Below are 17,342 nucleotides of genomic sequence, written 5' to 3'. Positions count from 1 at the left end.
ATGTTTGAAAAAATCCTCATTGCCAATCGTGGCGAGATCGCGCTTCGTATCCAGCGCGCCTGCCGCGAGCTTGGCGTCAAGACAGTCGTCGTCTATTCGGAAGCCGACAAGGAAGCCAAGTACGTGAAGCTCGCCGACGAGGCGGTCTGTATCGGCCCGGCGCCTTCCAACCTGAGCTATCTGAATATGCCCGCGCTGATCAGCGCGGCGGAAGTCACCGACGCCGAAGCGATCCACCCCGGCTACGGCTTCCTCTCGGAAAACGCCGACTTCGCCGAGCGCGTCGAGCAGTCCGGCTTCACCTTCATCGGCCCGCGTCCGGAAACGATTCGGATGATGGGCGACAAGGTCACGGCCAAGCAGACCATGATCAAGACCGGCGTGCCGTGCGTGCCGGGTTCGGAAGGCGCATTGCCGGAAGATCCGAAAGAGATCGTGAAGATTGCCCGCCAGGTCGGCTACCCGGTCATCATCAAGGCCGCCGGCGGCGGCGGCGGCCGCGGCATGCGCGTGGTTCACACGGAAGCGGCGCTGGTCAACGCGGTCAACATGACGCGCGAAGAAGCCGGCCGTGCGTTCGGCAACCCGCAGGTCTACATGGAGAAATTCCTGGAGAACCCGCGGCACATCGAAATCCAGGTGCTGGCCGATTCGTTCAAGAATGCTGTCTGGCTGGGCGAGCGCGATTGCTCGATGCAGCGCCGTCACCAGAAAGTGATCGAAGAAGCGCCGGCGCCGGGTATCGCGCGCCGCCTGATCGACCGTATCGGCGATCGTTGCGCGGACGCCTGCAAGAAGATGGGCTATCTTGGCGCGGGTACCTTCGAGTTCCTGTACGAAAACGGCGAGTTCTACTTCATTGAAATGAACACGCGCGTGCAGGTCGAGCACCCCGTGACCGAGCTGATCACGGGCGTCGACATCGTGCAGGAACAGATCCGCATTGCGGCCGGCGAGAAGCTCGCCTTCCGTCAGCGCGACATCGTGTTCAAGGGTCACGCGATCGAATGCCGGATCAACGCGGAGGATCCGTTCAAGTTCACTCCGTCGCCGGGACGTTTGACATCGTGGCACATGCCGGGCGGCCCCGGCATCCGCGTCGACTCGCACGCCTACAATGGCTACTTCGTACCGCCGAACTATGATTCGATGATCGGCAAGCTGATCGCTTACGGCGCCACGCGCGAACAGGCGATCAAACGCATGCGCATCGCGCTGTCGGAAATGGTGGTGGAAGGCATTCAAACCAACATCCCGTTGCACCGCGAGCTGATGCTGGACGCGAAGTTCGTCGAAGGCGGCACCAGCATTCACTACCTCGAAAACCGGTTGGCCGCGAAGCAGCAGGCCGCGCCGGAAGAAGCGTAAGTCATGAGCTACCGGGAACTGATCGCCGAGTTGGCACGCGAGCACGCGGAGGAATTCTCCGACGCGCTGCTCGAGTTGGGCGCGCTGTCCGTATCGGTCGAAGATGCGGACGCCGACACGCCCGACGAGCAGCCGCTGTTCGGCGAGCCCGGTCTCACGCCGGATCGCACGGCGTGGCAGCGTTCGCGCGTGATCGCACTGCTCGCGCCGGAACACGAGCCGGCAGTGCTGCTGACCGCAGCAGCCAATGAAATCGGCCTGGAGACAGCGCCGTCATTCACCGTGCGTGAAGTCGAGGATCAGGATTGGGTGCGGCTCACGCAGTCGCAGTTCGATCCGATCAAGATCGGCGAACGTATCTGGGTCGTGCCGTCGTGGCACGACGCACCGGACCCTGAAGCACTCGTGCTGGAGCTCGATCCTGGCCTCGCGTTCGGCACCGGCAGCCATCCCACCACGCGGCTTTGCATGGAATGGCTGGAGCAATCGGTGAAGCCCGGGCAGTCATTGCTCGACTACGGCTGCGGCTCCGGCATCCTTGCGATTCTGGCGAAGAAGTGTGGCGCCGATCCGGTGTACGGCATCGACATCGACCCGCAAGCGGTCGAGTCGGCGCGTCACAACAGCGAGCGTAACCGCGCGGACGTCACGTACGGTTTGCCCGACGAATGTCCCACTGGCGAGTTCGATATCGTGGTCGCCAACATTCTCTCCAACCCGCTCAAGCTGATGGCGTCGATGCTCTCATCGAAGGTCAAGCCGGGTGGCCGGATCGCGCTGTCCGGCATTCTGGCTCGGCAAGCGGACGAAGTCGCGCAGGTCTACGCACGATGGATCGATATCAGCGTATGGCGCGAACACGAAGGTTGGGTATGTCTGTCGGGAACGCGCCGCGAAAGCCATTAGAATAAGGCGTATTGTCCAACCAACGGCCTTCCGGCTTATCGGCTCAATATGCTCCTGGCGACGCGTTGCCCCTTCTGTGAAACCGTCTTCCGCCTGCAAACGGAACAGCTCGCGCTACGCCGCGGGCTAGTCCGCTGCGGGCATTGCCACGAAGTATTCGACGCGTCGAGCAGCCTGTTCGACATCACAGAAGGCGGTGATTTCTCCTCCGCCAAACCGGTCGCTGCTGCCGCGGCGATCGAAGCACTGTCGGGCGTGCGTCCGAAAGGTCCGGACTTCAGCGCCGAAGCCTGGGATCCGTGGGCGCCGGCACCCGACGCCGCCATCGACAATCGTCTGCGGCACAATGCCGGCAATGTGCCGCTCTCGCCGGTCTCCACCGACGCAGGCGTCGCGGTCACGCCGCGCCACGCCGCGGAGCCCGAACTGCCGGCCGGCGCATTCACCGCGCCCATTCCACCCGACCACGAACCGATTCTGGCGGACGCGCCGCTCGACCCGTTCGCGTATGACGTCGATCCGCCCGTCGAAGAAGCGCCGCGCGTCTGGCATAAGACCGAGCGCGCGTCTGACGCGCCGCTCGAAGAGCCGGTCCTGGATGAATCGGCGACTTTGCATGGCGTCGCTGACAATGAGCCGCGTTTCGGCGCGGCCGGCGTAGGCGCGGCGGGCGTAGGTGCGGCCGGTGTAGGTGCGGCCGGCGCAGGCGCCGCAAGCTTCGGTGGTGCCAGCGCGGCCGCTACCGCCGGCCCGGTTCCGGCAAGCGGCGAGCCCTTCTCCGTCCAGCCGGTCAACGACGGCGCCGAGCCCTTCCCCGTCGTGCGCGAAACGCGCCCGGCCGAGCCGCGGCGCACGGGCTGGATTATCGTCGGTTCGGTGGTGGCGGGACTGTTGATCATTGCGCTGCTCGCGCAGCTCGCCTGGTGGCAGCGCGAAACGGTGATGGTGTACTTGCCGCGCTCCCAGACGCTCTACGCGAAGGCCTGCGCGACGCTCGGCTGCCTCGTCACGCCACCGCACGACATCGACGGCTTGCAGGTCGAACCTTCCGATCTGCGGCAGATCGACGGCCCGCACAAGCTCGAACTGAAGATGCCGCTGCGCAACCGCTTCAACATTGCGCTCGCCTATCCGGCCATCGAGCTCACCCTTTTGGACGACCAGAACAATGTCGCGGTACGCCGCGTGCTGTGGCCGCAAGACTATGTACCGCCCGGCACGGCGATCGCGGCCGGCCTGCCCGCCCACACGACCCAGACCATGATCGTGCATCTCGACACGGGCAATGCGGTCGCTTCCAATTTCCGCGTACAGATTTTTTATCCGTAACGCATTCTTGCGTGCCCGGCACCGACCGGGTACGTCCACCGTCATTACTGACGAATTTTCGGAGCACAACAACATGAGTCAAGTCACGCTGGGTGGCAACCCGATTGAAGTAGCCGGCACGTTCCCGTCGGTCGGCCAGGCCGCTCCCGCTTTCTCGCTGGTCGGCAAGGATCTGAAGCCGGTGTCGCTGGCCGATTTCGCCGGCAAGCGCAAAGTGCTGAACATCGTCCCGAGCCTCGACACGCCGACCTGCGCCACCTCGACCCGCAAGTTCAACGAAGCCGCCGCCAAGTTGACCAACACGTCGGTGATCGTCGTGTCGGGCGATCTGCCGTTCGCCGCATCGCGCTTCTGCACGACCGAAGGCATCGAGAACGTCGTCACGGCGTCCACGTTCCGTGGCCATGAGTTCGCGCAAGCCTACGGCGTCGACGTGACGAGCGGCCCGCTGACCGGCCTGACGGCTCGCGCCGTGGTGGTGATCGACGAGAACGACAAGGTCGTTCACGCTGAACTGGTCGGCGAAATCAAGAACGAACCGAACTACGACGCAGCACTCGCCGCGCTGAAGTAAACCCTTCGCGTACGAACTCCGGCGCCGCGCTTCATGCGCGGCGCTGTCGCATCGACGCTCCCTTTTCCTTTATCGTTTTTACAGGACGCTCGCCTTGGCTACGCTCATTTGCGGCTCGCTCGCCTACGACAACATCATGACTTTCGAAGGCCGCTTCCGGGAGCACATCCTACCGGAGCAGGTCCACATCCTGAATGTGAGCTTTCTCGTGCCGACCATGCGCCGCGAGTTCGGCGGCTGTGCGGGCAACATCGCCTATTCGCTGCATCTGCTCGGCGGCGACGCGCGCATCATGGGCACGCTGGGCTCGGTCGACGCGCAACTCTATATGGACCGGTTCAAGCAACTCGGCCTGTCGACGGAAAGCGTGCTCGTGGTGCCGGACACCTATTCCGCCCAGGCGATGATCACCACGGATCTGGAAAACAATCAGATCACCGCGTTCCACCCCGGCGCGATGATGCAGTCGCATCTGAACCGGGCCGATCAGGCCAGCGGCATCACGCTCGGTATCGTCGCACCCGACGGCTACGACGGCATGATCCAGCATTCGGAGCATCTGGCGGCCGCGGGCGTGCCGTTCATCTTCGATCCGGGCCAAGGTTTGCCGCTCTTCGACGGCGAGTCGCTGCGACGCATGATTGAACTCGCTACGTATGTAGCGGTCAATGACTACGAAGCCAAACTGGTCAGCAACAAAACGGGTTGGTCGATCGAAGAAATCGCCAGCAAGGTCGAGGCGCTGATCGTCACGCTCGGCGAGCAAGGCGCGCAGATCCATCACGCGGGCGGCGTCGAAGACATTCCGGCGGTCAAGGCACGGCAAGTGCTCGATCCCACAGGCTGCGGCGACGCATTCCGCGGCGGCCTGCTGTACGGCATCGAGAACAAGCTTGGCTGGGCCACCACCGGCCGTCTCGCGAGTCTGATGGGTGCGCTGAAGATCGAACACCAGGGCCCGCAAAACTACGCGCCCAGCCGGGCGGAGATCAACGAGCGGTTCAAGCAGGCGTTCGGATACGACCTGCCGTAATACCGAGAGCTATTGGAGTTTAGGGAATGAGAACAACGAGTCGCCTGATAGTGGCCGCCTTGATCGCCGGTTCGCTTGCCATGTCGGGCTGTGCGTACAACAGCAGTTCCGCGGACGTGTACACGGCGTCGCAGGCACAGCGGGAAGAAACGGTCCGCATGGGTACGGTCGACAGCGTGCGCGCGGTGAAGATCAGTTCGAACAACGGTCAGCCGAGCGGTATCGGCGCGATCGGCGGCGGCGCACTGGGTGCGGTGGCCGGCAGCAGGATCGGCGGTGGCACCGGCGCGATCGTCACGGGCATCATCGGCGGTCTCGCGGGCGCGATAGCCGGCAACTCGATCGAGAACGGCGTGGCTGTGCACGATGGCCTCGAGATCACCGTGCGGCTCGACAACGGCGACATCCGTGCCATTACCCAAAGCGCCACGGGCGAGATCTTCCGCGCCGGCGAGCGCGTGCGGCTGCTCTCCAGCGGTGGCGTCACGCGCGTCACCCACTAGGTTTCCCCTCTCGCGCGGCGAGGCTTTACGCCGCCGCGGCGACCTCACACGCATGCCCTCCCCTGTGCATGCGTTTTTTTTCGCCTGCGGATTTTGAAGCGCTTCTCGTAGCCGGCGCCTTCACCGGGGCAAAAAAAATCCCGTCGCCAGAAACCCGGCAACGGGACCCTGACCGAGTAGCGCTTGGTCATGCTGCTGAAGCGCTACTCGATCATCGACACACGATACGACGTGCCGAAGTACTTCTACGGCTTACGGACGGCTGCCCGTCGGGAACGGCCATGCCGCTGCCGGGTTCAGCGCGGTCTTCACCGTCGCCGCCGGTGCGCTCGAGACAGAAGTCGCAGCGGGTGCAGGAGCCGCCTTCTTGGCGACAGCCTTCTTCGCAGGGGCAGCCTTCTTGGCAGGAGCAGCGGCCTTCTTCGCGGCAGCCTTCTTGGCAGGCGCAGCCTTTTTAGCGGCAGCCTTTTTCGCGGGCGCAGCCTTTTTAGCAGCAGCCTTTTTCGCAGGCGCAGCCTTCTTGGCAGCAGCCTTCTTAGCCGGTGCAGCCTTCTTCGCTGCAGCCTTCTTGGCCGGTGCTGCCTTCTTTGCTGCAACCTTCTTCACTGCGGCTTTCTTAGCCGGCGCTGCCTTCTTGGCCGGCGCCTTCTTCGCTGCAACCTTCTTAGCCGCAACCTTCTTCACAGCGACTTTCTTGGCGGCGACCTTCTTGGCCGGCGCAGCTTTCTTCGCTGCAACCTTCTTAGCCGGTGCTGCCTTCTTCGCTGCAACCTTCTTCACTGCGACTTTCTTTGCAGCGACTTTCTTTGCCGGTGCGGCCTTCTTAGCCGGAGCAGCCTTCTTTGCTGCGGGCTTCTTAGCAGCCGCTTTCTTGATAGTTGCCATCATTTTCTCCTTCAGGTTTTCAGATGAGAGTCAGTTCAAACTACACCCTTCGTCAAAACCCGCTTCCCGCGGACGCTTCTCAGGGCGCGCGCTACGAAGCGGGCTATTCATCGGCGTACGCAGGTGCTGCGCGCTTACGCTAATGAATGCGGTAAGGCGCGCCGTGCCACAAGGCACCGCGCGCCAGATCTGATCGGCGTTGATACTCAACGCCGGCAATTGCTTGATCGAGCCGCCGGCGATCGCGCCAGCGGCTTTTTCCGGGGGGAAGTTTGCCCATCCCACTGAAGGGTTCGCAAAGTGCCTGTCATAGTTGTGGGCCGCGAAGGCACGCGGCGCACCGGGCATGCTTTGCATCAGGCGGTTCTGCTCCTAGCCAAAATTGCCGCGGCCCAAGCCAACGGCATCCCCATCAAAGAATGCATCTGCAGCACGAACCCGGATCACTCCCAGGTCAGCGCGCCGCCAGTCTGATATTCGATCACTCGCGTCTCGAAGAAGTTGCGTTCCTTCTTCAAATCGATCATCTCGCTCATCCACGGGAACGGGTTTTCCTCGTTCGGGTACAGCGGATCGAGACCGATCTGCTGGCAACGGCGGTTGCAGATGAAGCGCAGGTAGCTCTTGAACATCGACGCATTGAGGCCGAGCACCCCGCGCGGCATCGTGTCTTCTGCGTAACGATATTCGAGTTCGACTGCCTGCTGGAAGATCTCGCGGATTTCCGCGCGGAATTCAGCCGTCCAGAGTTGCGGGTTTTCGAGTTTGATCTGGTTGATCAGGTCGATGCCGAAGTTGCAGTGCATCGACTCGTCGCGCAGGATGTACTGGTACTGTTCCGCCGCGCCGGTCATCTTGTTCTGGCGACCCAGCGCCAGGATCTGGGTAAAGCCGACGTAGAAGAACAGGCCTTCCATCACACAGGCGAACACGATCAGCGAGCGCAGCAGCGTCTGGTCTGCCTCGAGCGTGCCGGTCTTGAAGGCCGGATCGGTCAGCACGTGGATGTACGGAATCAGGAATTCGTCTTTCGCGCGGATCGAGGAGACCTCGTGATACGCGTTGAAGATTTCGCCTTCGTCGAGGCCCAGCGATTCGACGATGTACTGGTAGGCGTGCGTGTGGATCGCCTCTTCGAACGCCTGGCGCAGCAGGAACTGGCGGCATTCGGGCGCCGTGATGTGGCGGTAGGTGCCCAGCACGATATTGTTGGCGGCGAGGGAATCGGCCGTCACGAAGAAGCCCAGGTTGCGCTTGACGATGCGGCGCTCGTCTTCGGTCAGACCGTTCGGGTCTTTCCAGAGGGCGATGTCGCGCGACATGTTCACTTCTTGCGGCATCCAGTGGTTGGCACAACCAGCCAGATACTTTTCCCAAGCCCACTTGTATTTGAACGGCACCAACTGATTGACGTCGGTCTGGCCGTTGATGATGCGCTTGTCGGCGACGTTGACTCGCGCTTCCGAAACGGCAGCCGTTCCGGTAGCAGCATGAGCGACGGGAGCGACAGCAATGTCGTTCGCGAATACGTCTTGAGCCGAGGGAGCATGAGGAGCGGAACGCGTTCCGACTTGCGAACCGACAGCCGATCCCGCAGCGTTGCGCAACACATTCTGTTGCGTAGCGCTCGAGGGAGTTACGGCAGTGATCTCGTCATCCCAGTTGAGCATAAATGTCACCATCAATTTAGAACGGTTTGTACCATCTTTTCACGAGCGATAAAAGAGTTCGCTGATGAAAAATCCTGTTTTCGATTCGCGTTGCTACGTTCATACAACACTTTGTTCAACAGAGTGTGTGCGTCACCTCATGTGAAGCGTGTTGAACGAGTGTCGTCGAGGTGCTTCGCGAGCTCGAAGAGCAACGTGTCGATGCGACGTTTCGCTGCTCTATCTATCTGTATTGCGGAGCGTGCTCGTAGCGTCTTGCGATTGCTGACTGCTCACTTGCGTGGCTCGTCGCGTTACTCGTCGCGGTGGTCCGCGCTTGCCCTGCGTGTGCTTCGCATGTGCCTCGCATCTGCTGCTTCGTCAGTGCTGGCGAGGTGAAGTTCAATGCCATGTCGAGCGATGCATCGGGCCGGCTGCGTTGATCGACCCATCGATCGAAGCGTTTGCTGCGCGCACTGTGTCGCGCGCTTCGTCTGGTGCTGCCGACTGCTGACTGCCGATTGACCGCGTCACGATGGCCGGGTCACGATGACCGCGTCACGGCTTCAGTGACCTGCGCTGCTTCGCTGCGTTGCGATGAGCGGCGCGCTTCCTGTTTCACTCGCTGCGCTGCTCATCTACTTCACTTCCACTTCACTTCTACTTCTCTTCCATCTGCTTCGCTGCTCGCTGCATGCGGGTCATTACCTACTACCCGTCAGCAAGCAGCGATCCCGCTGCTTGCCCGCTACTTACTGGCAAGCTTCGCACTCGTCGAAGCCAGGGTCGCCCGGACGCATCATGCACACCGGACCATCCGCTTCCGGCGCTGCTTCAGCCGCGACTGCTGGCGTGGCCGCTGCAGCCTGAAAGCCACCTGCGGCACCGCCAGCCGCGCCGTTGTTCGCACCGAAACCACCTGCCGCGCCGCCCGCTGCACCACCCGAACCTTCGCCGCCGCCCGAGCTCACCGCGTTCAGCGCGCCGTGTGCCACCGTCGACTTCTCGACGTGGGTCGCCGCCATCGTGCGGAGGTAGTAGGTCGTCTTCAGGCCACGCACCCAGGCGAGCTTGTAGATCTCGTCGAGCTTCTTACCCGACGCGCCGCCCATGTAGATGTTCAGCGACTGCGCCTGGTCGATCCACTTCTGACGACGCGACGCTGCTTCGACCAGCCACTTCGGATCGACTTCGAACGCGGTGGCGTAGATCGCGCGCAGGTCGGCCGGAATACGGTCGATGCGCGAGAGCGTGCCGTCGAAGTACTTCAGGTCGGCGACCATCACTTCGTCCCACAGACCGCGCGCCTTCAGGTCGCGCACCAGGTAGTCGTTGACCACCGTGAATTCGCCCGACAGATTCGACTTCACATACAGGTTCTGGAAGGTCGGTTCGATACAGGCCGACACGCCGATGATGTTCGAGATCGTCGCCGTCGGCGCGATCGCGACGCAGTTCGAGTTGCGCATGCCGTACTGGGCGATGCGCGAACGCAGTTCGGTCCAGTCCATCGACTCACTCGAATCGACTTCGACATAACCGCCGCGCGCTTGCTCCAGCAGCTTCACCGAGTCTTGCGGGAGGATGCCGCGATCCCACAGCGAGCCACGGTAGCTCGAGTAACGGCCACGTTCCTGCGCCAGTTCCGTCGACGCGTAGTAAGCGTAGTAGCAAACCGCTTCCATCGACGTGTCCGCGAACTTGACTGCTTCTTCCGACGCGTACGGCGTGCGCAGCAGATGCAGGCAGTCCTGGAAGCCCATGATGCCCATGCCGACCGGACGGTGCTTCAGGTTCGAGTTACGTGCCTTGGCGACCGCGTAGTAGTTGATGTCGATCACGTTGTCGAGCATGCGCATCGCCACGCTGACGGTGCGCTTGAGCTTGTCGTGGTCGAGCACGAGCGTGCCGTCGGCCTGTTCCTTCAGGTGGGCGACGAGGTTCACGGAGCCCAGGTTGCAGACGGCGATTTCGGCGTCGCTGGTGTTGAGCGTGATTTCCGTGCACAGGTTCGACGAGTGGACGACGCCGACGTGCTGTTGCGGCGAGCGCACATTGCACGGATCCTTGAACGTGATCCACGGGTGGCCGGTTTCGAACAGCATGCCCAGCATCTTGCGCCACAGTTGCGCCGCCGGGATCTTCTTGAACAGCTTGATCTCGCCGCGCGCGACCTTGTCTTCGTAAGCCGTGTAAGCCGTTTCGAACTCGGCGCCGAACTTGTCGTGCAGGTCCGGGCAGGTGGACGGCGAGAACAGCGTCCAGTCGCCGCCTTCCATCACGCGCTTCATGAACAGGTCGGGAATCCAGTTCGCCGTGTTCATGTCGTGCGTGCGACGACGGTCGTCGCCGGTGTTCTTGCGCAGCTCGAGGAATTCCTCGATGTCCAGGTGCCACGTTTCCAGGTACGCGCACACCGCGCCCTTGCGCTTGCCGCCCTGGTTCACGGCGACTGCCGTGTCGTTGACCACCTTCAGGAACGGCACGACGCCTTGCGACTTGCCGTTGGTGCCCTTGATGTGCGAACCGAGCGCACGCACGCGCGTCCAGTCGTTGCCCAGACCGCCGGCGAACTTCGACAGCAGCGCGTTTTCCTTCAGTGCTTCGTAGATGCCGTCGAGGTCGTCGTCGACCGTGGTCAGGTAGCACGACGACAGTTGCGAGCGGCGGGTGCCCGAGTTGAACAGCGTGGGCGTGGACGACATGAAGTCGAAGCTCGACAGCACGTTGTAAAACTCGATCGCGCGCGCTTCACGGTCGATCTCGTTGAGCGACAGACCCATCGCGACACGCATAAAGAATGCCTGCGGCATTTCGATGCGCACACCGTCGTGATGCAGGAAGTAGCGGTCGTACAGCGTTTGCAGACCGAGGTAGCCGAATTGCAGGTCGCGGTTGTTGTCGAGTGCTGCGCCGAGGCGCTTCAGGTCGAACTGCAGCAGCTTGTCGTCGAGCAGCTCGGCTTGCACGCCGCGCTTGATGAACTGCGGGAAATATTCGGCGTAACGCTCGCCCATTTCCGTTTGCGTGACTTCCTCTTCGAGGATCTCGCGGCGAATGGTGTGCAGCAGGATGCGGGCGGTGACCTGGCTGTAAGCCGGGTCCTTTTCGATCATGGTGCGGGCAGCCAGGATGGCCGAGTCGTAGACCTGGCTCATCGGCACGCCGTCGTACAGATTCTTGACCGTTTCCGCGATGATCGGATCGGCGCTCACGGCGTCGCCCAGGTTCGAGCAAGCCAGTTCGATGACGCCGCGCAGCGCAGCCAGATCGAGCGGACGCGTCACGCCGTTGTCCGTGACGTTCAGGCCCGGCGCGCTGGCGGCCACCTGGTCGTCATGGCCGCGAGCCTGCGTGCGCTTCTCGCGATACAGCACGTACGCACGTGCGACGTTGTGTTCGCCGCCGCGCATCAGCGCGAGTTCGACCTGATCCTGAATGTCTTCGATATGGAACGTGCCGCCGTTCGGGCGGCTGCGCACGAGTGCGCGCACCACGTTCTGCGTGAGTTGCTCGACCAGCTCGCGCACACGCGCCGACGCGGCGCCTTGACCACCGTTGACGGCCAGAAATGCCTTCGTCACGGCGATGGCGATTTTCGACGGTTCGAACGACACGACGCTGCCGTTGCGACGGATCACCTTATAGTCGGCGAAGGTCGCTTGCGGCGCGAGCGCTTGTGCGCCTTGTGCCTGGCCGAAGGCCTGGCCAGTCGGTGAGCCCTCATACCGGGTCGTCACGTTGTCGGTGGTTTGCATGTGCAAAGCTCCTGGTCCTGGAAATGTTGCGGGAAGATCCGCGGATTAAAACGAACGCTGCGCCGCCGCGTGCGCAAGCGATGGGGTGCAGGAAAAAGGCCGGCTAAGCCGGGTGGCGGGATGCGACAGCGATGAAGCCTGATTCGAATTGATAACGGTCTTCGTCGTGTGTGTCGCGATCACTGGCTGAGCCCTTTTCCTGAATGTTTTCTGGATGCCGCCGGTGGTCAATCCGGCCGCGCCACAGGAATTTTTTTCGCTGCCTGGAATGCTTGCGGCGCCATGCTCGGGAGCGGGGCGCCGCGGACTTATACACTCGGTTATGCACTCAGTTATTCACACGGTTATGCACAGCTGAACACAAGATGTAGTGCAGAACCGAATTTCTGGCACCAAGTATAGTGGAGATTCGAGACAGGTCAAATCGTTTTATTTGCTTTCGAAGTCTTGACTTTTGGATAGCGCAACGCGAACAAGGCGCGCAGCCGACTCCCCGGAGAACAAGGCAGCGCCTTGCTCTCGTCGCATCACGCGAAGTCACGCGAAGAGTCGCGAAAGGGTCGTTACGGCGTTTTGGAAAACTTGAGATAGGGGAAATACTGAGCACTGAGCGAGGTGTCGCGCTGCAGACGCAGCCACTCGAAATGCGGCCCTGGATCGGTCTTGCGACCGGGAGCGATATCCGAGTGGCCAGCGAGCGCCTCGACCGGATAGCGCGCCTTGAGCGCGTTCACAAGCGCGCCGAGCGTGCGGTATTGCGCCGCTTCGAAAGGCGTGGTGTCACTGCCTTCCAACTCGATACCGATCGAGAAATCATTGCAACGCTCGCGGCCGAAAAAATTCGACGGACCGGCGTGCCACGCGCGCTCGTTGCATGACACGAACTGCTCGAGCGCGCCGTCGCGATGAATCACGAAATGCGCCGACACCCGCACGCCGCGCAGGTGCGAGTCGTAGTACGGGTGAGCGTCGCAATCGAGCGTGTTGAGGAACAGTTCGGCAATCGCGGTGCCACCGAACTCGTTGGGCGGCAGGCTGATGTTGTGGACGACGATCAGCGTCGGCACGGCCCCTTCGGGCCGCGCTTCGAAATTCGGCGATGGCAGTTTGCGTGCGGCAGCGACCCAACCGTCGGCATCGACGGTGAACTCGACGCTCATCGAGCGTCGCGGCCCGTAGGTCGTGCGCCGTGACGCTGCGCGTGCGCGGCGCTGCAGAACGGCTGCCCCGCCACCACCACGGAATCGCTTTTCGGCGCGTGCACGCCGCATTCGACGCAACGGATCATCGGCTCGGCGAGTTGCGCCGGCGCGGGAGCGGACGCGCGCGCGCCGCCGTTCGAACCATTCGGGCCTTTCGCACCCGCGGCGCCATTAGCGCCGGTGCCGCTGCGTTGAGACGCCTGCGCGTCATGACGACGTAGCGCCTTCACCAGCCACTGGCCGACGATGAACAACAGGACCAACAGAAATATTTGTCGCATGGGACACGCTCACACTACAGCACGGTGCAACAGCACCTCGAAGACAAAACGGCTGCCGACGTACGCCAGCAACAGCGCGACGAACGACGCCAGCACCCAGCGCAATGCCGCACGGCCGCGCCAGCCGGAAACCTTGCGCGCGGTCAGCAGCGCGCCGAACATCACCCACGAAAGAATCGCGAACACGGTCTTGTGATCGAGTTGCAACGCACGGTCGACCAGTTGCTCGCTGAACAGAATGCCTGACACGAGCGTGAGCGTCAGCAGAACAAAACCCGCGCCGATCAGACGGAACAGCAGTTTCTCCAGCGTGAGGAGCGGCGGCAGCGTATCGAGCCAGCTCGATAGCCAGCCGTTGCCCGCCGCGGCCGTATGCCGCTGCGCAATGCCACCGCGCATGGCATGCAGACGCCGCTCGACCAGCAGCATCAGAACAGCGTGCAGCGCCGCGATCGCGAACAGGCCATACGCAATATTGGCGATCAGAAAATGCAGCTTGAACATCGGCGCGGCGGAATACGGCAGCACGCGCACGCCGTTGAACGCCAGCGGCAACAAGGAAGCGACGCAGGCGAGCGGCAAGACCAGCAGGCGCAGACCGTCGAGCGGAAAGAAAAAACTCTCGATCCAGTAGATGCCGGCGCCGAGCCAGAACATGGCCGACAGCGCGAACGCGAAACCGAACACCATCGCGTTCTGTGGAAAGATGGTGGTATGCAGCAGCACGCCGTGAGCGAGCAGCGCCACGAACAGCAGCGCGCGTCCCGAGCCGCTCATGCCCGAAGCGGCCGGCGGTGCCGACAAAGGCGCCGCGGCGGCCGGCACCGCCGGCACGCTTTCGAGCATGGGGCGCACGGCGGCGTGCCGGTGCGAGCGCCAGCCGGCCACGGCTAAACCGCCGTAGAGGAGCGCAGTGAGGGCATACAGTACAATATCCATATTCGAAGTTTACACTAGGCCCCTACTCCGCGACGTCTTCCGCTTCGCGCGCTGCCCGGGCCGCACTGTTCATCGCTCCCCATGCTCGACAATCTGACTCAACGGATGGCGCGCGTCGTCAAGACGCTGCGCGGCGAAGCCCGGCTCACCGAGGCGAACACCCAGGAAATGCTGCGCGAGGTGCGTCTTGCGCTGCTCGAGGCCGACGTGGCGCTGCCCGTCGTGCGCGAGTTCATCGCCAAGGTGAAGGAAAAGGCGCTCGGCGAGGAAGTCATCAGCAGCCTGTCGCCCGGCCAGGCGCTGGTTGGCGTGGTGCAGCGCGAGCTGACCGCGATCATCGGCGGCGACTACGAAGGCAAGGCAGTCGAACTCAACCTCGCCGTCACGCCGCCGGCCGTCATCCTGATGGCGGGCCTGCAAGGCGCCGGTAAGACGACCACCGTCGGCAAGCTCGCCAAGCTGCTGCGCGAGAAGTACAAGAAAAAAGTACTGACCGTGTCGTGCGACGTTTACCGCCCTGCCGCTATCGCGCAGCTGAAGACGGTGACCGAGCAGGTCGGCGCGGATTTCTTCCCGTCCGAGCCGGATCAGAAGCCGGTCGACATCGCGCGCGCCGCCGTGGACTGGGCCAAGCGCCACTATCACGACGTGCTGTTGGTCGACACGGCCGGCCGTCTCGGTATCGACGAAGCGATGATGAAGGAAATCACCGCGCTGCACACCGAGCTGAAGCCGGCGGAAACGCTGTTCGTGGTCGACGCGATGCTCGGCCAGGACGCGGTGAACACCGCTAAGGCCTTTAGCGACGCGCTGCCGCTCACCGGCGTGGTCCTCACCAAGCTCGACGGCGACTCGCGCGGCGGCGCCGCGCTCTCGGTGCGCCACGTTACGGGCAAGCCGATCAAGTTCGTCGGCGTCGCGGAAAAGCTCGACGGCCTCGAAGTCTTCTACCCGGACCGCATGGCGAACCGGATTCTCGGCATGGGCGACATTCTCGCCCTCGTCGAAGAAGCACAACGCGGCGTGGACGTGCAAGCCGCGCAGAAGCTCGCCGACAAGGTCAAGAAAGGCGGCGACTTCGATCTGAACGATTTCCGCGCGCAACTCACGCAAATGAAGGGCATGGGCGGCCTGTCGTCGCTGATGGACAAATTGCCCGCGCAATTCCAGCAGGCGGCCGCCGGCGCCGACATGGGCCAGGCCGAAAAGCAGATGCGTCGCATGGAAGGCATCATCAATTCCATGACGCCGCTGGAGCGCGCGAAGCCCGATCTGATCAAGGCCACGCGCAAACGCCGCATTGCCGCGGGCGCGGGCGTGCAGGTGCAGGAAGTCAACCGCATGCTGAATCAGTACGACCAGATGCGCACCATGATGAAAAAGCTCAAGGGCGGCAATCTGCAAAAGATGATGCGCGGGATGAAGGGCATGTTGCCCGGCATGCGCTAAGCTTTAGCAAGACGGCGGCGCGCGGCTGACTTCAGCTTGTGCGGGTTTGCTCTGTACCGCGCGCCGCCGATCTCACTCACACTATGTATACAGTTACCGCCCGTCAGACGTCATGAACCGCGAAGAAGCCCTCCACATTTTTAGCCACTCCGAAGAAATCGTTTCGGCCGAAGACGTCAACGCGTCGATCAGCGGCATGGCGGCCGCCATCCGCGACGAGATGAGCGAGGACTTTCCGCTCGTGCTGTCGGTCATGGGCGGCGCGGCGGTGTTCACCGGCATGCTGTTGCCGCATCTCGATTTCCCGCTCGAGTTCGACTACATCCATCTGACCCGTTACCGCAACACCACCAAAGGCGGCAACGAGATGCAATGGCGCGTGGCGCCGGCGGAGTCGGTGAAGGATCGCGTCGTGCTGGTACTCGACGATATTCTCGACGAAGGCGAGACGATGGCCGCGATCCGCGACCGTATCCTCGCCATGGGCGCGAAGCGCTTCCTGAGCGCGGTGCTGTGCGAGAAGATCATTCCGAAGGCCAAGCCGCTGCGCCCGGATTATTGCGGGTTCGAAGTGCCGGACCGTTATGTGTTCGGCTGCGGGATGGATGCGAAGGGTTACTGGCGTAACCTGCCCACGATTCGTGCGCTGACAGAAGGCGCGTAAGTTGCCTGATTTTCTCGCCGCCGCGAGGTGTATCCCGGCGTGACGAGGAGACGAAAAAGCGGCCCTCACGGGGCCGCTTTTTTTTCATGGGAGATCGCGGGGCTTTGCGCTGCGCTGTCCGCGTTGTGTTGTGTTGTGTTGTGTTGCGTTGCGCTAAGAGTTGCGAGGCGCGGATTCCGTCGCGCGACAGCGAGCGCCTTTCAAAGTTGATGCACGAACGACCGGATACCTCCGAGCATCATCTCAACTGAAATCGCCACCAGCACGAGGCCCATCAAGCGTTCGAAGGCCATCATGGCACGCTCGCCGAGCCACGCCTGAATGCGCTCCGCCAGCATCAGCACGATCGCGCAGACGACCATCGTGACGGTTAGCGCGCCAATCCACTCGAACATCTTGCCGGGCGCCTGGGATGTCAGCAGCATCACGGTGGCAAGCGCCGAGGGTCCCGCGAGCGCCGGAATGGCGAGCGGCACGATCAGCGGTTCTCCGCCACGCGTGTCGCCGCCGAATGGACCATCCGGATGCGGAAACACCATTCTGAGCGCAATGAGGAACAGCACGATCCCGCCACCGATACGCAGCGACTGGTCGGTCAGGCTCATCATGCGCAGAAAGCCGTCGCCGACCACCATGAAGATCAGCAGGATCGCAAAGGCGATCGCCACCTCGCGAAGAATGACGATCGTGCGCCGCTTCGGCGACACCCCGCGCAGACAACTGATAAAGAGCGGAATGTTGCCGAGCGGATCCGTGATCAGAATCAGCAGGACGGTCGCGGACAGGAAGGTGTACTCCACCG

The 17,342-nt window shown here is 62.6% G+C and carries 16 protein-coding genes; 8 read left to right on the top strand and 8 right to left on the bottom strand.

Features of this window, described 5'->3' with window-relative positions; genetic code table 11:
- The 6 genes from accC (at window position 1) to P0D71_RS24555 (ending at window position 5,713) form a co-directional block, all read left to right on the top strand.
- Entirely contained in the window at window positions 1–1,368 is a 1,368-nt protein-coding gene (accC, locus tag P0D71_RS24580; RefSeq protein ID WP_091799014.1) for an acetyl-CoA carboxylase biotin carboxylase subunit, read from the top strand.
- 3 nt (window positions 1,369–1,371) lie between these two features.
- Window positions 1,372–2,274, top strand: a complete 903-nt coding sequence (prmA, locus tag P0D71_RS24575; protein ID WP_408301154.1) for a 50S ribosomal protein L11 methyltransferase — start codon at window positions 1,372–1,374, stop codon at window positions 2,272–2,274.
- A 48-nt stretch (window positions 2,275–2,322) separates the two neighbouring features.
- On the top strand, window positions 2,323–3,603 hold the full coding sequence (locus tag P0D71_RS24570; protein WP_408482556.1) for a zinc-ribbon and DUF3426 domain-containing protein: 1,281 nt from the start codon (window positions 2,323–2,325) through the stop codon (window positions 3,601–3,603).
- A gap of 73 nt (window positions 3,604–3,676) precedes the next feature.
- Complete coding sequence (gene tpx, locus P0D71_RS24565) at window positions 3,677–4,177, top strand: thiol peroxidase (protein WP_091799005.1); 501 nt, start codon at window positions 3,677–3,679, stop codon at window positions 4,175–4,177.
- Between the two features lie 94 nt (window positions 4,178–4,271).
- Window positions 4,272–5,210, top strand: coding sequence for a carbohydrate kinase family protein (locus P0D71_RS24560; RefSeq protein WP_408482554.1), 939 nt, complete (start codon window positions 4,272–4,274; stop codon window positions 5,208–5,210).
- A gap of 26 nt (window positions 5,211–5,236) precedes the next feature.
- Window positions 5,237–5,713: an outer membrane lipoprotein gene (locus P0D71_RS24555; RefSeq protein WP_091798999.1), complete on the top strand. Its 477-nt coding sequence runs from the start codon at window positions 5,237–5,239 to the stop codon at window positions 5,711–5,713.
- A 252-nt stretch (window positions 5,714–5,965) separates the two neighbouring features.
- Here the strand turns inward: P0D71_RS24555 and P0D71_RS24550 are convergent, their stop codons facing one another.
- From P0D71_RS24550 to P0D71_RS24520, 7 genes are all read right to left on the bottom strand, one after another.
- Complete coding sequence (locus P0D71_RS24550; protein ID WP_408186857.1) at window positions 5,966–6,598, bottom strand: histone H1-like repetitive region-containing protein; 633 nt, start codon at window positions 6,596–6,598, stop codon at window positions 5,966–5,968.
- Window positions 6,599–6,628: 30 nt separating this feature from the next.
- The gene (locus tag P0D71_RS24545) at window positions 6,629–6,955 is read right to left on the bottom strand and encodes a hypothetical protein (RefSeq protein WP_091798993.1); all 327 of its coding nucleotides are present in this window, start codon (window positions 6,953–6,955) and stop codon (window positions 6,629–6,631) included.
- Window positions 6,956–7,041: 86 nt separating this feature from the next.
- Window positions 7,042–8,268, bottom strand: a complete 1,227-nt coding sequence (locus P0D71_RS24540) for a ribonucleotide-diphosphate reductase subunit beta (protein WP_091798990.1) — start codon at window positions 8,266–8,268, stop codon at window positions 7,042–7,044.
- 731 nt (window positions 8,269–8,999) lie between these two features.
- Window positions 9,000–12,005 (bottom strand): ribonucleoside-diphosphate reductase subunit alpha, encoded by a 3,006-nt coding sequence (locus tag P0D71_RS24535; protein ID WP_408301148.1) that lies wholly within the window; start codon window positions 12,003–12,005, stop codon window positions 9,000–9,002.
- A gap of 563 nt (window positions 12,006–12,568) precedes the next feature.
- The gene (gene ampD, locus P0D71_RS24530) at window positions 12,569–13,165 is read right to left on the bottom strand and encodes a 1,6-anhydro-N-acetylmuramyl-L-alanine amidase AmpD (RefSeq protein WP_091798984.1); all 597 of its coding nucleotides are present in this window, start codon (window positions 13,163–13,165) and stop codon (window positions 12,569–12,571) included.
- Window positions 13,162–13,488, bottom strand: a complete 327-nt coding sequence (locus P0D71_RS24525) for a PP0621 family protein (RefSeq protein WP_408482552.1) — start codon at window positions 13,486–13,488, stop codon at window positions 13,162–13,164. The genes ampD and P0D71_RS24525 overlap by 4 nt, the downstream gene beginning before the upstream one ends.
- 9 nt (window positions 13,489–13,497) lie before the next feature.
- Window positions 13,498–14,427, bottom strand: a complete 930-nt coding sequence (locus tag P0D71_RS24520; RefSeq protein WP_408352223.1) for a cytochrome C assembly family protein — start codon at window positions 14,425–14,427, stop codon at window positions 13,498–13,500.
- Between the two features lie 81 nt (window positions 14,428–14,508).
- On the opposite strand from P0D71_RS24520, the gene ffh reads away from it, so the two are divergent.
- Both ffh and P0D71_RS24510 read left to right on the top strand, forming a co-directional pair.
- On the top strand, window positions 14,509–15,876 hold the full coding sequence (ffh, locus tag P0D71_RS24515; RefSeq protein WP_091798975.1) for a signal recognition particle protein: 1,368 nt from the start codon (window positions 14,509–14,511) through the stop codon (window positions 15,874–15,876).
- Between the two features lie 112 nt (window positions 15,877–15,988).
- On the top strand, window positions 15,989–16,540 hold the full coding sequence (locus tag P0D71_RS24510) for a hypoxanthine-guanine phosphoribosyltransferase (protein ID WP_091798973.1): 552 nt from the start codon (window positions 15,989–15,991) through the stop codon (window positions 16,538–16,540).
- Window positions 16,541–16,740: 200 nt separating this feature from the next.
- Here the strand turns inward: P0D71_RS24510 and P0D71_RS24505 are convergent, their stop codons facing one another.
- Window positions 16,741–17,340, bottom strand: coding sequence for a MarC family protein (locus tag P0D71_RS24505; protein WP_091798969.1), 600 nt, complete (start codon window positions 17,338–17,340; stop codon window positions 16,741–16,743).
- Window positions 17,341–17,342 lie beyond the last annotated feature (2 nt).

The sequence above is a fragment of the Paraburkholderia sp. RL17-383-BIF-A genome (assembly GCF_046028015.1).
Classification (GTDB): Bacteria; Pseudomonadota; Gammaproteobacteria; order Burkholderiales; family Burkholderiaceae; genus Paraburkholderia.
This window is presented reverse-complemented; position numbering and strand designations above follow the sequence as displayed.